Annotated in this window: 12 protein-coding genes; 5 read left to right on the forward strand and 7 right to left on the reverse strand. The window is 59.7% G+C overall.

The annotated features are described in order from the left end of the window. Positions 1-199 precede the first annotated feature (199 nt). From gshA to HBO05_RS09390, 3 genes are all read right to left on the reverse strand, one after another. On the reverse strand, positions 200-1,783 hold the full coding sequence (gene gshA / locus HBO05_RS09380) for a glutamate--cysteine ligase (RefSeq protein ID WP_172312446.1): 1,584 nt from the start codon (positions 1,781-1,783) through the stop codon (positions 200-202). Between the two features lie 215 nt (positions 1,784-1,998). Continuing rightward, positions 1,999-2,382, reverse strand: coding sequence for a PaaI family thioesterase (locus HBO05_RS09385; protein WP_169953896.1), 384 nt, complete (start codon positions 2,380-2,382; stop codon positions 1,999-2,001). Next, positions 2,382-4,718: a Tex family protein gene (locus HBO05_RS09390; protein ID WP_170058171.1), complete on the reverse strand. Its 2,337-nt coding sequence runs from the start codon at positions 4,716-4,718 to the stop codon at positions 2,382-2,384. Before HBO05_RS09390 ends, HBO05_RS09385 begins: the two co-directional genes overlap by 1 nt. 335 nt (positions 4,719-5,053) lie before the next feature. Between HBO05_RS09390 and ompR the strand changes: the two genes are divergently transcribed. Further along, positions 5,054-5,794, forward strand: coding sequence for a two-component system response regulator OmpR (gene ompR / locus HBO05_RS09395; protein ID WP_032856582.1), 741 nt, complete (start codon positions 5,054-5,056; stop codon positions 5,792-5,794). 116 nt (positions 5,795-5,910) lie between these two features. Next, complete coding sequence (locus HBO05_RS09400) at positions 5,911-7,224, forward strand: ATP-binding protein (RefSeq protein ID WP_169953894.1); 1,314 nt, start codon at positions 5,911-5,913, stop codon at positions 7,222-7,224. 128 nt (positions 7,225-7,352) lie between these two features. Here the strand turns inward: HBO05_RS09400 and rimK are convergent, their stop codons facing one another. Both rimK and HBO05_RS09410 read right to left on the reverse strand, forming a co-directional pair. After that, positions 7,353-8,258, reverse strand: coding sequence for a 30S ribosomal protein S6--L-glutamate ligase (rimK, locus tag HBO05_RS09405; protein ID WP_038445187.1), 906 nt, complete (start codon positions 8,256-8,258; stop codon positions 7,353-7,355). Continuing rightward, the gene (locus tag HBO05_RS09410) at positions 8,255-8,704 is read right to left on the reverse strand and encodes an ATP-dependent zinc protease (RefSeq protein ID WP_169851488.1); all 450 of its coding nucleotides are present in this window, start codon (positions 8,702-8,704) and stop codon (positions 8,255-8,257) included. The genes rimK and HBO05_RS09410 overlap by 4 nt, the downstream gene beginning before the upstream one ends. Before the next feature lie 315 nt (positions 8,705-9,019). Here HBO05_RS09410 and HBO05_RS09415 point away from each other — a divergent pair, with 315 nt between their 5' ends. Further along, positions 9,020-9,427 (forward strand): S4 domain-containing protein, encoded by a 408-nt coding sequence (locus HBO05_RS09415; RefSeq protein ID WP_169953893.1) that lies wholly within the window; start codon positions 9,020-9,022, stop codon positions 9,425-9,427. Between the two features lie 101 nt (positions 9,428-9,528). Here the strand turns inward: HBO05_RS09415 and HBO05_RS09420 are convergent, their stop codons facing one another. After that, positions 9,529-10,329: a phosphatase PAP2 family protein gene (locus HBO05_RS09420; protein WP_172312448.1), complete on the reverse strand. Its 801-nt coding sequence runs from the start codon at positions 10,327-10,329 to the stop codon at positions 9,529-9,531. Positions 10,330-10,455: 126 nt separating this feature from the next. Between HBO05_RS09420 and hslO the strand changes: the two genes are divergently transcribed. Both hslO and HBO05_RS09430 read left to right on the forward strand, forming a co-directional pair. After that, positions 10,456-11,358 carry an Hsp33 family molecular chaperone HslO gene (hslO, locus tag HBO05_RS09425; protein ID WP_169953891.1) on the forward strand — a complete coding sequence of 301 codons (903 nt, stop codon included), beginning with the start codon at positions 10,456-10,458 and terminating at the stop codon, positions 11,356-11,358. Positions 11,359-11,537: 179 nt separating this feature from the next. Continuing rightward, on the forward strand, positions 11,538-13,079 hold the full coding sequence (locus HBO05_RS09430) for a phosphoenolpyruvate carboxykinase (RefSeq protein ID WP_057437065.1): 1,542 nt from the start codon (positions 11,538-11,540) through the stop codon (positions 13,077-13,079). A 141-nt stretch (positions 13,080-13,220) separates the two neighbouring features. Here the strand turns inward: HBO05_RS09430 and HBO05_RS09435 are convergent, their stop codons facing one another. Further along, a complete protein-coding gene (locus tag HBO05_RS09435; RefSeq protein WP_172312672.1) occupies positions 13,221-13,577 on the reverse strand; it encodes a DUF1493 family protein in 357 nt (118 codons plus the stop codon). Between the last annotated feature and the right edge of the window lie 360 nt (positions 13,578-13,937).

Below are 13,937 nucleotides of genomic sequence, written 5' to 3' on the forward strand. Positions count from 1 at the left end.
AAGCTCCTCATCAGGCGGCCGCAGGTCGGCGTGTGAGGAGACTAAATGATCTAAGAATCCGAAAATAAATAACATTTTCGAATTAGCTTATGTAGGAGCGAGCATGCTCGCGAAAAACCTTAACGATGACGCGTTCGGCTTGGATAAACGCGGCGTGCTTGAGTTTTTCGCGAGCAAGCTCGCTCCTACAAAGGGCGTGTCAGTTACTGATCGCCAGGATGCTCGCCTGGTACGACCCGACAAACACATCAAAATCGCCCACTTCGTTCTGCTCCAGCTCCGCCTGTTGCGCCAGCGACGTACGCGCCAGCTCTTCAAAGCGCGCCTGCTCGTCTGCCGGCAACGGCTCGCTACGGAAGTACTCGGCATGCACTTCGCTCTGACGCAGGGAGAACTGCGCGAAGCTTTCCTTGCGCTCCTGCATGGTCGCCAACACCTGGGCCGACGGGGTCAGGGAGGAGTCCTTGATCTTCGCCAACTGGGCATCCAGTGCCTGGCTGTGTTCGTTGATGCCCTGGCTCTGGTCGAGCAGCGCAGCCAGCGGTGCGATTTTTTCCAGTAGCTCGGCGGCCCATTCCTTCATTTCCACCGATTCGCCGCGACGCTGCAATTGCAGGCCCGGGCGCCGGCCTTCCTTGACCACGCTGAGGAAGTTCGACGTGGCATTGGCGCACTCGTTGTTTTCGAACAGCGGGCTGTCGTTCAGCGCGCAATACAGCAGGAACGCGTCGAGGAAGCGCGACTCCGGCAAGTCGATGCCCATCGGTAGGAACGGGTTGATGTCCAGGCAGCGCACTTCGATGTACTGGATGCCACGGGCCATCAGCGCCTGGATCGGCCGCTCGCCGGTGTAGGTCACGCGTTTGGGGCGGATGTTGGAGTAGTACTCGTTTTCGATCTGCAGGATGTTGGTGTTGAGCTGGACCCACTCACCATCCTTATGGGTGCCGACTTCGACGTAGGGCGCGTAGGGCGTTGCCACCGCTTCGCGCAGGCTGTCGGTGTAGCTGGCCAGATCGTTGTAGCAAGGGGTCAGGCCCGCCTGGGCGTTGCTCTGGTAACCCAGGTCGCTCATGCGCAGGCTGGTGGCATACGGCAGGTAAAGGGTGTCGGCATCGAACTGTTCAAGCTGATGGGACCGTCCGCGCAGGAAACCCGCATCCAGGGCCGGCGAGGCACCGAACAGGTACATCAGCAGCCAGCTGTAGCGGCGGAAGTTACGGATCAGGGCGATGTAGGCCGTGGACTGGTAGTCACGGTCGGTGCCCACGAAACCCTCGGTTTCCTTGAGCAGCGGCCACAGCTCTTCCGGCAGGGAAAAGTTGTAGTGGATCCCGGCGATGCACTGCATGGTCTTGCCGTAGCGCAGGGCCAGGCCCTTGCGATACACGTACTTGAGCTGTCCGATGTTGGAGGTGCCGTAGTAGGCAATCGGAATATCTTCCTCGGCCGGCAACGGGCACGGCATCGATGGACTCCACAGGTACTCGTTGCCGAGCTTGCTGTAGGCAAAACGATGAATCTTGTCGAGGCTGCGCAGGGTATCTGCCGGGTTGGGCAGCGCCGGCGTGATGAACTCCAGCAGCGACTCGGAATAGTCGGTGGTGATCGATTCATGGGTCAATGCCGCGCCCAGGGCCTCTGGATGCGGCGTTTGAGCCAGGCGGCCTTCGCCGGTGACACGCAGGCATTCACGCTCGATGCCGTGCAGGCAATGCTCAAGCAAAGAGAGGTGTTCGCGCTTGCCGAGCAGAGCCAGGCGGCGGTTGAGAAGTTCGCTCAAGTTGGATTCCTTCACGCGTCAGTCGCCCCAATATGGGGGTGGGCAAGACGGTCTACAAGGGTGAAGTTAAAACTGGCGTTATCGCCTGGTTTTCGAGCCGGAATAACCTGCTCTGAAAGTGCCGACTTCATTCCCTGAATTAGGCTATTGCGCAGGAAGAAAATTCCGACGCTGTTTTTGCAGCGCCGAAATTAACCCAAATTGATGACCGGGAGCTATAGGACAGCGAAGGTGCCTTGTGCTTTTGCGACGAGTCTTTCGTCCTGATACACCTCGGCCTCGACCACCAGCGTGCGCCGGCCGGGGTGGATGACCCGGGCGGTACACAGCACGTCACCGTCGGACACGGCACGGATGTAATTGATTTTGCACTCGATGGTCGCACTCTGCTGGTCGAAACCATGGGCGCTGGAACAGGCCAGCCCCATGGCAATGTCCACCAGGCTGAAAATCGCCCCGCCATGGAGCTTGCCCGCGCGGTTGCGCAGTTGCGGCTCAAGGCTCAGGGCAACCTCGGCAACGCCCTGGTCCAGGCGTTGCAGGCGGCAGCCGAGCAGTTCGCTGAAAGCGCTGTGGGTCAGGCCGGCTGGCAGCTCCATCAGCGTTTTTTCAGTTGCTTGGCGTTGGCGAACAACGAAGCCATGGCGTTGTTGGCCGGGGCTGCGGTGGCGGTTTCCTTGCGCGGTGCAGTGTTTTCAGAGCGGTTTTGCGACTGGCGCGGCGCTGAACCTGGGCGTGCGCCACGGGCACCGTCGATTTTCTCGCCGGGGGTATCGCTCATACGCATCGACAGACCCACGCGTTTGCGCGGGATATCGACTTCCATGACCTTGACCTTCACCACATCCCCGGCTTTCACCGCCTCACGCGGATCCTTGATGAACTTCTCCGAAAGCGCAGAAATATGCACCAAACCGTCCTGATGCACGCCGATGTCCACAAACGCACCGAAGTTGGTCACGTTGGTCACCACGCCTTCGAGGATCATCCCCAACTGCAGGTCCTTGAGGTCTTCGACGCCTTCCTGGAACTCGGCGGTCTTGAACTCAGGACGCGGGTCGCGACCGGGTTTTTCCAGCTCTTGCAGGATGTCGGTGATGGTCGGCACGCCGAAGGTTTCGTCGGTGTACTTCTTTGGATCCAGGCGCTTGAGGAACCCGGCGTCACCGATCAGCGAACGGATATCGCGGTCGGTTTCAGCGGCAATGCGTTGCACCAGCGGGTAGGCTTCCGGGTGGACCGCCGAGGCGTCCAGCGGGTTGTCACCGTTCATCACGCGCAGGAAGCCTGCGGCCTGTTCGAAGGTTTTTTCGCCAAGGCGTGCAACTTTTTTCAGTGCCGCTCGGGTCTTGAACGCGCCGTTTTCATCACGATGGGTGACGATATTCTGCGCCAGGGTGGAGTTGAGGCCGGAAATCCGCGCAAGCAAGGCGACCGAGGCGGTGTTCACGTCGACGCCGACCTTGTTCACACAGTCTTCCACTACTGCATCCAGGCCGCGCGCCAGTTTCAGCTGCGACACATCGTGCTGGTACTGGCCGACGCCGATGGATTTAGGGTCGATCTTCACCAGTTCGGCCAGTGGATCCTGCAGGCGGCGCGCGATGGACACTGCGCCACGGATCGACACATCGAGGTCCGGGAATTCCTTGGAGGCCAACTCCGACGCCGAGTACACCGAAGCGCCCGCTTCGGAGACCATGACCTTGGTCATTTTCATGCCTGGGTATTTTTTGATCAGCTCCAGGGCCAGCTTGTCGGTTTCTCGGCTGGCGGTGCCGTTGCCGATGGCGATCAGGTCTACCGCGTGCTTGGCGCACAGGGCGGCCAGGATGGCGATGGTCTGGTCCCACTTGTTGTGGGGCACGTGCGGGTACACGGTGGCGTGGTCCAGCAGCTTGCCGGTGGCGTCGACCACGGCGACCTTGCAACCGGTACGCAGGCCCGGGTCCAGGCCCAGGGTCGCGCGCGGGCCGGCCGGCGCGGCGAGTAGCAGGTCGTGCAGGTTATGGGCGAATACGTTGATCGCCTCGGTCTCGGCGCCGTCGCGCAGTTCGCCCAGCAGGTCGGTTTCCAGGTGGGTGTAGAGCTTGACCTTCCAGGTCCAGCGCACGACTTCACCGAGCCATTTGTCCGCAGGACGATTCTGATTCTGGATGCCGAATTGTTGGCCAATCATGCCTTCGCACGGGTGCATGGTGCCCGGCAGTTCGTCGCCGACTTTCAGCGCGGAGCTGAGAATACCTTCGTTGCGCCCGCGGAAAATGGCGAGGGCGCGGTGGGACGGCATGCTCTTGAGCGGTTCGTCGTGCTCGAAGTAATCGCGGAACTTGGCGCCTTCTTCCTCTTTGCCGGCGATCACGCGGGCGCTGAGGGTGGCTTCCTGTTTCAGGTAGTTACGCAGTTTTTCCAGCAGGTTGGCGTCTTCGGCGAAGCGCTCCATGAGGATGTACTTGGCGCCTTCGAGGGCCGCCTTGACGTCGGCCACGCCTTTTTCGCTATCGACAAAGCGCGCAGCTTCGGTTTCCGGGGCCAGGGACGGGTCGTTGAACAGGCCGTCTGCCAGTTCGCCGAGGCCGGCTTCCAGGGCGATCTGGCCCTTGGTGCGGCGCTTCTGCTTGTACGGCAGGTACAGGTCTTCGAGGCGGGTCTTGGTGTCGGCGAGCTTGATGTCGCGTTCGAGTTGCGGGGTCAGCTTGCCCTGCTCCTGGATGCTGGCGAGGATGCTGACACGCCGTTCGTCGAGTTCTCGCAGGTAGCGCAGGCGTTCTTCCAGATGCCGCAGCTGGATATCATCGAGGCTGCCGGTCACTTCTTTACGGTAACGGGCGATGAAGGGCACCGTGGAGCCTTCATCCAGTAGAGCGACGGCCGCTTCGACCTGTTGTGGGCGTACACCGAGTTCCTCGGCGATGCGGCTGTTGATGCTGTCCATAAAACCACCTGAAATTCTTGAAAGCAGTGTGCAGGCCCGCAAAACAAGGCCCTGCGCGGCTGGTTGAGCGGCCCGACTGGCGCCGCTGCCTGGGTCAAGAGGCAGCCTATTGACCCTCGAAATCGAAAAAGTCACGACTAGCAGATGAAAAAAACACCAGGCCGGCCTTGGTATTGCCCGGCACTGAGGCGCGGCATTATAACCAGCGATCCGTCCTTGGGGGGATTGCGCCAGGAGCAGGCGTACTGGTGGTTGGAGAAAAATCTGCTAACAATGCGTACCGTGCGTATAACGGCAGCTAAGCCATAATGCGCGCCAGATAAGAGGAGCATCCAATGAGCAGCACTGCACAAACTGCTGAAGGCGAAAAAATTCTCATCGTTGATGACGATCCGGGGCTGAGCAGCCTGCTGGAGCGGTTCTTCACCTCCAAGGGCTACCGTGCCCGCGCGGTGCCGAACACCGAGCAGATGGACCGCCTGCTGGGGCGCGAGGTCTTCAACCTGGTCGTACTCGACCTGATGTTGCCCGGTGAAGACGGCCTGACCGCCTGCAAGCGCCTGCGCAGCACCAACAACCAGATTCCGATCATCATGCTGACCGCCAAGGGCGATGAACTGAGCCGGATCAAGGGCCTGGAACTGGGCGCCGACGATTACCTGGCCAAGCCGTTCAACCCCGACGAGCTGATGGCGCGGGTCAAGGCTGTATTGCGTCGCCAGGCGGCTCCGGTTCCGGGCGCTCCAGGCAGCGAAGACGAAAGCGTGACCTTTGGTGACTACGAGCTGTCGCTGGCCACCCGTGAGCTCAAGCGTGGCGAAGAAGTCCACATGCTCACCACGGGCGAATTCGCGGTACTCAAGGCGCTGGTGATGAACGCTCGCCAACCGCTGACCCGTGACAAGCTGATGAACCTGGCCCGTGGTCGTGAATGGGACGCCCTGGAGCGCTCCATCGATGTGCAGATTTCCCGTCTGCGCCGGATGATCGAGCCGGACCCGTCCAAGCCGCGTTATATCCAGACAGTGTGGGGCGTGGGTTACGTGTTTGTGCCGGATGGCACGGCAACCAAGTAACCGATGATTTGCACATGCGGGTATTCCGGAGTTCGATCCCAGCGGGTCGGCCGGATGCCCGGCGTCTGCAATTCTGCGAGCGTGGCTCGCTCTTGCCAGGTGTCTAGCTGTCTTCTATGAAAACCCCGCTGTGGTTCCCGCAAAGTTTCTTCTCCCGCACCCTTTGGCTGGTGCTGATCGTCGTGCTGTTTTCCAAGGCGCTGACCCTCGTTTACCTGCTGATGAACGAAGACGTGTTGGTAGACCGCCAGTACAGTCACGGTGTTGCGCTGACGTTGCGTGCCTACTGGGCTGCCGACCCGGAGAATCGTGAAAAAATCGCCAAGGCGGCAACTTTGACTCGCGTGGTGGGTGCGGGCGTGCCGGAGGGCGAACAGCATTGGCCCTACAGCGAGATCTATCAGCGCCAGATGCAGGCCGAATTGGGTGAAGATACTGAGGTGCGGCTGCGCATGCATGTTTCGCCAGCCTTGTGGGTGCGAGCCCCGAGCCTGGGGGATGGATGGCTGAAAGTGCCGTTGTATCCCCACCCGCTGCGGGGTCAGAAGATCTGGAACGTGCTCGGTTGGTTCCTGGCCATTGGCTTGCTTTCCACTGCGTCGGCCTGGATCTTCGTGCGTCAGCTCAACCAGCCACTCAAGCGCCTGGTATTTGCGGCCAGGCAATTGGGGCAGGGTCGCAGCGTGCGCCTGCCGATCAGCGACACTCCCAGCGAAATGACCGAGGTCTACAGCGCGTTCAACCAGATGGCCGAGGATGTCGAACAGGCCGGTCGTGAGCGTGAGCTGATGCTGGCCGGGGTTTCACACGACCTGCGCACGCCGCTGACACGTTTGCGTCTGTCCCTGGAGTTGATGGGCAACCATACCGACCTAACCGATGACATGGTCCGTGATATCGAAGACATGGATGCGATTCTCGACCAGTTCCTCGCGTTTATCCGCGATGGTCGTGACGAGGTGGTGGAAGAGGTGGACCTGACCGACCTGGTCCGCGAGGTCGTGGCGCCCTACAACCAGAATGGCGAGCAGGTGCACATGCGCCTGGAGCCGATCCAGCCCTTTGCGTTGCGCCGGGTCTCGATGAAGCGCCTGCTGAACAACCTGATCGGCAACGCCTTGCATCACGCGGGCACCGAGGTGGAAGTCGCCGCCTATGTGTCGGGTGACACCAATGCGCCTTATGTGGTGCTGAGTGTCATGGACCGTGGCGCCGGGATCGATCCGGCAGAGCTGGAAGGCATTTTCAACCCCTTTACCCGCGGTGATCGTGCCCGTGGTGGCAAAGGCACCGGCCTGGGCCTGGCGATTGTGCGGCGGATTGCTTCGATGCATGGTGGCAATGTCGAACTGCGTAACCGTGCCGATGGCGGGTTGGAAGCGCGAGTGCGCTTGCCATTGGGGCTGATGCTGCCAAGAGATGCGGTCTAAGCCACGACGAAAATCAAATGTGGGAGCTGGTTTGCCTGCGAAAAAACTAACAGTGATGTTGAATGTTAGTCAGTCATCGCAGGCAAGCCGGCTCCCACACTGGTTTGTGTTGCCTTAAAGGGAGTATTTCAGCCCTTGCCTTTGGTACGGGTCATGTTCGGCCCGCTGTTCTTCTCCAGATGCTGAATGATGATCCCCGCCACATCCTTGTTGGTGGTGGTTTCAATCCCTTCCAGGCCCGGTGAAGAGTTCACTTCCATCACCAGTGGCCCGTGGTTCGAGCGCAGGATATCCACGCCCGCCACACTCAAGCCCATGACCTTGGCTGCACGCAGGGCGGTCATGCGTTCTTCCGGAGTAATCTTGATCAGGCTGGCGCTGCCGCCTCGGTGCAGGTTGGAGCGAAATTCTCCCGGCTTGGCCTGGCGTTTCATCGCCGCAATCACCTTGTCCCCCACCACGAAGCAGCGGATATCGGCACCGCCGGCCTCCTTGATGTACTCCTGGACCATGATGTTCTGCTTCAGGCCCATGAACGCCTCGATCACCGACTCTGCCGCCGTGGCGGTTTCACACAGCACCACGCCAATGCCCTGGGTGCCTTCCAGTACCTTGATCACCAATGGGGCACCGTTGACCATCTCGATCAGGTCGGGAATGTCATCGGGGGAATGGGCAAAGCCAGTCACTGGCAAGCCGATGCCCCGGCGCGACAGCAATTGCAGGGAGCGCAGCTTGTCCCGGGAACGGGCAATGGCCACCGATTCGTTGAGTGGAAACACCCCCATCATTTCAAACTGGCGCAGTACCGCGCAGCCGTAGAAGGTCACCGAGGCACCGATACGCGGGATCACCGCGTCGAAGCCTTCCAGTGGTTTGCCCCGGTAGTGGATCTGCGGCTTATGACTGGCAATGTTCATATAGGCGCGCAACGTATCGATCACCACCATCTCATGGCCCCGTTCGGTGCCGGCCTCGACCAGACGACGGGTGGAATACAGACGCGGGTTACGCGACAGCACAGCGATCTTCATGCAACACCTGTGGCAGCAATAGTAGAGACCGGGAACACCGGCTTGTCTTGAACGTACTTGAGCCCCGGGTTGACCACCAACTGGCCGTCGATCAGGGCTTTGGAACCTAGCAACAGGCGGTAACGCATGGTCTTGCGGCAAGCCAGGGTGAACTCCACCCGCCATACCCGATCACCCAGGGCCAGGGTGGTGCTGATGACGTAGCGCACCTGCGCCTGGCCGTTGGAGCTTTTAATGGTTTTCATCGCCACCAGCGGCGCTTCACAGCGCCGGTGACGCAGTTGCACCACGCTGCCCAGGTGGGCGGTGAAACGCACCCACTTTTCACCGTCACGCTCAAAAGGCTCGATCTCGGTGGCATGCAGGCTGGAGGTACTGGCCCCGGTGTCGATCTTCGCGCGCAGGCCCGCCACTCCCAGATCGGGCAGTGCCACCCATTCACGCAGACCGACAACGGTCAAATGGTCAAATGTCTTCAATATGAACAACCGGCAATCAGAAATGTTTCGACGTCACACGACACTAGCGTCCAACTGCTCACAGATTGTGACAACCCAGGAACGTTGACGAGCGCTTGGCGCCGAATTCGCGGTATTCACGCAGAATATTCACCAAATGGCGACAGATATCTTCACGCCACAAAAAACCACGGCTGAGGGGAAACTGCCTGACAGCTGGCGTATCTTAGGTGAGCCTTGGCGTTTGTGCGTCGAAGGGCTTCGACTGTTAAGTTGCGACATTTTTCAGAGCGAGGAATTCAAGTGGCTCAAAAGCAGGAAGAGGACGAAAAAGTCCGTTTGGACAAGTGGCTGTGGGCTGCACGTTTCTACAAGACCCGGGCCTTGGCCAAGGCCGCCATCGAGAGCGGCAAGGTGCATTGCCGTGGCGAACGCTGCAAGCCAGGCAAGGAGCCGCGTGTGGGTGACGAGTTGCAGATCCGCGTCGGGTTTGATGAAAAAACCGTGTTGGTCGAGGCGCTTTCCGTCGTTCGCCGTGGCGCACCCGAAGCCCAGGCACTGTACACCGAGACACCTGCCAGTATTGCCAAGCGCGAGAATGCGGCGGCCATGCGCAAGGCCGGAGCCTTGGGCATGAGCACCGATGGCAAGCCCAGCAAGAAACAGCGCCGCGACCTGTTCAAGTTTCGCGGCAGCGGCAATGACGATTGAATATCGGTTATCTGCTGTAGGAACTGGCTTGCCAGCAATGGCGGTTGCAACAGTTGCAGTGCCGTCGAGGGGCTCTTCGCCGGCAAGCCGGCTCCTACAGGTCAGGCGTTGCGGATCACGCTCAAGCGATTGATCACAGGTACTCGTTGCAACAACCCGAATAACGGTGCGGTCACGCGCAGCAGCCAACCCGACACCTTCGCCGCAAACGGCGTGTAATAACCCCAGCCCAGCGCCAACAATGCCAGCAGCACACCGCCGATATAGTCGTCCTGCCCCCAGTGTGCACCCGCCACCAGGCGCGGCATCATGAACAGCAGCGCCAGGGCCCAGATCAGCACAACCTGGCCAACGCGCTTGGCAAACACGCTCATGAACATCCCCCAGATCAGCAGCACCGAAGCATGATCACCGGGGAAGCTCTGGCTGGAGCGATCCTTCAATTCCCAGGTTTTTTCCAGGTCAGGGAAGTAATCGCTCATGTGGATCGCCCCGCTGATCACCATTGACGGGCTGTTGTGCTGCCAGCCCATCTGCGCCGCGAGCTTGGAAAACAGCATGCGGATAAACAGCAGCAACAGCAGAATCGCGAGGAAGCCGAAAAACGCCTGGCGCACTTCAATCGCCTTGAATAACCATTCGCCGCGAATCAGCAGCATCAGCAGGATCACCCCGACCACCGCATCAAAGGGGCGCAGGCTGGCGATCGCCCATACATGCAGCCAGGCCGGGTTGCTGGCCAGTGGGTCGTTGAGCAGATGAAACAGCCATTCGTCGAATATCACGCAAAGCATCTGGCCCGCGGGCCATAGCCAAAAACACAGCAGCCCCAGAGCGAATAAATTGCACAAGGCCAATCGCCCGAGGTTCCACTTGGCTTGGAACAAACCCGGATTGTTCATAAACTGTTTCCTCTTCGCTCTAAACTCTCTTCACCTATCAGAAGAAAATCGCACCAAATTGGTGCTAAAGCGCATAATTTTAGAAACATTGTCATCACTTTGTCATCAATTCAGATACCCAGACCTATGACTGATCTACCGGATACCGACTTCACCCAACGTTTCCTCTTTGACGACAACGACGCGCGTGGCGAACTGGTTGCCCTGGAGCGCAGCTATGCCGAAGTCCTTGCCAAGCACCCCTATCCGGAGCCGGTCGCGCAGTTGCTCGGCGAACTGATGGCCGCCGCGTCGCTGCTGGTGGGCACCATGAAGTTCGATGGCTTGCTGATTCTCCAGGCCCGTTCCGAAGGCCCGGTGCCCATGCTGATGATCGAGTGCTCCAGCAACCGCGAAATCCGTGGCCTGGCCCGGTATGACGCAGACCGGATCCCGGCGGACGCGACCCTGGCCGACCTGATGCCCGACGGCGTGCTGGCGTTGACCATCGACCCGACCGTTGGCCAGCGTTACCAGGGCATTGTCGACCTGGACGGTGAAACCCTGTCCGACTGCTTCACCAACTATTTCGTCATGTCCCAGCAAGTGGGCACCCGCTTCTGGCTCAACGCGGACGGCAAGCGTGCCCGTGGCCTGCTGTTGCAACAGCTGCCGGCGGACCGTATCAAGGATGAGGATGAGCGCGAAGAGAGCTGGCGCGGTCTGACCGCCCTGGCCGGTACCCTGACCGCTGAAGAGCTGCTGGGCCTGGACAACGAAACCATCCTGCACCGCCTTTACCACGAAGAAGAAGTGCGCCTGTTCGATGCGCAATCGTTGCGTTTCCACTGCAGCTGTTCCCGCGAGCGTTCGGGCAATGCCCTGGTGAGCCTGGGCTTGGAAGATGCGCAAAACCTGGCGGTGGAGCACGGCGGCAGAATCGAGATCGATTGCCAGTTCTGCAACCAGCGCTACCTGTTCGACGCTGCCGATATCGGCCAATTGTTCGCTGGCGCTGGCGTTGACACCCCTTCGGGCACCCACCACTAAAACGTTTAAGCACAGGTAAATCACCTGACAAACGCCGGATTAGAGGTGTTCTGACGGGAGGGCCCTACTCTTTTTGGGCTTTTCTGGCATAATCCGGCCCACTTTTTTCGCGGTAGTAGTGCGCAACTTTCTACTACAAAACGTTTGGAGCACTCGGCCATAGGCCGACGGGGAACCTCATGACGCAAGCCAATAACGCCGTATACACCGATCTGAGTGTTGACGATCTGGTCAAAGAAGCCCTGCAGCGCGGTGAAGGCGTGCTTGCCGATACTGGCGCGCTGGTCGTAGAAACCGGTCACCGTACCGGTCGTTCGCCGGTCGATCGTTTCATCGTTGAAGAGCCGTCCACCCAGGCTGCCATTGCCTGGGGCCCGATCAACCGCAAGTTCCCGGCCGACAAGTTCGATGCCCTGTGGGCTCGCGTCGAGGCTTTCAACAACGCGCAAGAGCATTTCGTTTCCCACGTGCATGTAGGTTCTGCCGAAGAGCATTACCTGGCCGTGAAAATGACCACCCAGACTGCCTGGCAGAACCTATTCGGTCGCTGCCTGTTCATCAACCCGGCCCAGTACAACCCGGCCGGGCGTGAAGAGTGGCAAGTGCTCAACGTTGCCAACTTTGAATGCGTCCCTGAGCGTGACGGCACCAACTCCGATGGTTGCGTGATCCTCAACTTCGCCCAGAAAAAAGTCCTGATTGCTGGCATGCGTTACGCCGGCGAGATGAAAAAAGCCATGTTCTCGGTGCAGAACTTCCTGCTGCCGGCCGCTGACGTGCTGCCAATGCACTGCGCTGCCAACATCGGCGAAGAAGGCGATGTGACCTTGTTCTTCGGTCTGTCGGGCACTGGCAAGACCACCCTGTCCGCCGACGAAAGCCGTTACCTGATCGGTGACGACGAACACGGCTGGGGCGAGGGTGTGGTGTTCAATATCGAAGGCGGTTGCTATGCCAAGTGCATCGACCTGTCCGAGAAAAACGAGCCGGTCATCTGGAAAGCCATCAAGCACGGCGCCGTCCTGGAAAACGTGGTGATCGACGATGCCAAGCACGCCGATTACACCAATGTCAGCCTGACCCAGAACAGCCGTGCGGCCTACCCGCTGGAGCACGTTGCCAAGCGTTCCGAGAAGAACCTGGGCGGCGAGCCAAACGCAGTGATCTTCCTGACCTGCGACCTGACTGGCGTGCTGCCACCGGTGTCGATCCTCAACGAAGAACAGGCGGCCTACCACTTCCTGTCCGGCTACACCGCACTGGTGGGCTCGACTGAAATGGGTTCGGGCAGCGGCATCAAGTCGACCTTCTCCACCTGCTTCGGCGCGCCGTTCTTCCCGCGCCCGGCTGGCGAATACGCAGAGCTGCTGATCAAGCGCATCCGTGGCTTCGGCTCCAAGGTCTACCTGGTCAACACCGGCTGGACCGGCGGCGGCTACGGTGTTGGCAAACGCTTCAACATCCCGACCACCCGTGCGGTGATCGCAGCGATCCAGAGCGGCGCGTTGATCGGTGCGCAAACCGAGCACCTGGACACCATCAACCTCGACGTGCCACTGGCCGTACCGGGCGTTGAGACCGGCCTGTTGAACCCACGTAACACCTGGGCTGACAAGGCTGCCTACGACGAAGCAGCGAAGGCCCTGGCCGGCCTGTTCGTCGAGAACTTCAAGAAGTTTGAAGTCAGCGACGCGATCAAGGCAGCGGGTCCGAAGTTGTAAGATTCGGTAGCTGTTAAAAAGCCGCCCCTAGTGGGCGGCTTTTTTGTGCGCGAAACAGTTTTGTAGGAACCCGGCTTGCGGGCGAAGAGCCTGAGAACAAAGCGGTGCACCAGTCATCCCACATTAATTCCCCAGCGCTCTTCAGCTCAGGTTTTCCAGCGTCTGCGTATCCCAGCTATGGGTCTTGATAGCCAGGTAGAGCATGCCGATGGTGAGTGGCGTCTTCTCGCCGCGGCCCTTGGCGCGGTGTTTCAGGAATACATCGAATACCGGCGGATTGAAGTAACGATAAGCATCATAGTCACCCAGGTCGAGATCAAATGCCTGCTCCAGAGTCTCCATAAACTGCCTGGCGTCTGCGCCGTCGCAACCGAGGTCAAAGTTGAGCGAGGTTTTAAGGCGGATGGTCTTGTGCTTGGGCAGGCCGATTTCTTCGTGCAGCAATTGCAGGAGCTGCTGCATGACAGGGTCTTGGGGGAAGTTGGGGGCCAGATTCATGGTGGGGGCACGCGGGAGTGGGTCAGAGGGATGGTCGCCTTGCTGGCGCAGTTTGTTTCGGCTGATGAAGAGCGCCAAGCCTATCAAGATCAGGGCAAAGAAGATCGCCGACTGTAAGAAGAGCATCGGACTATGACTCATGTGTGTACACATGCATTGAGAGGCTTGATGGCTGAGCATCGCTCACGGACTTTTACCGAGCAGATGGCGAAGGCGCTAGTTTCGGTCAGGGTTGGCTGATTCTGTAGAGGGTCAAGTGTAGGTTGGAGGAAGTTTGGGAAGCGTATGGGTCCCGGCTTGGCGATTTCCTACGGAGGCTTCCGAAGTTTGCGATTTGGCTGCGGGGCACCCTGGCGCAGG

This window comes from Pseudomonas sp. WS 5079, from assembly GCF_012985465.1.
Lineage (GTDB): Bacteria > Pseudomonadota > Gammaproteobacteria > Pseudomonadales > Pseudomonadaceae > Aquipseudomonas.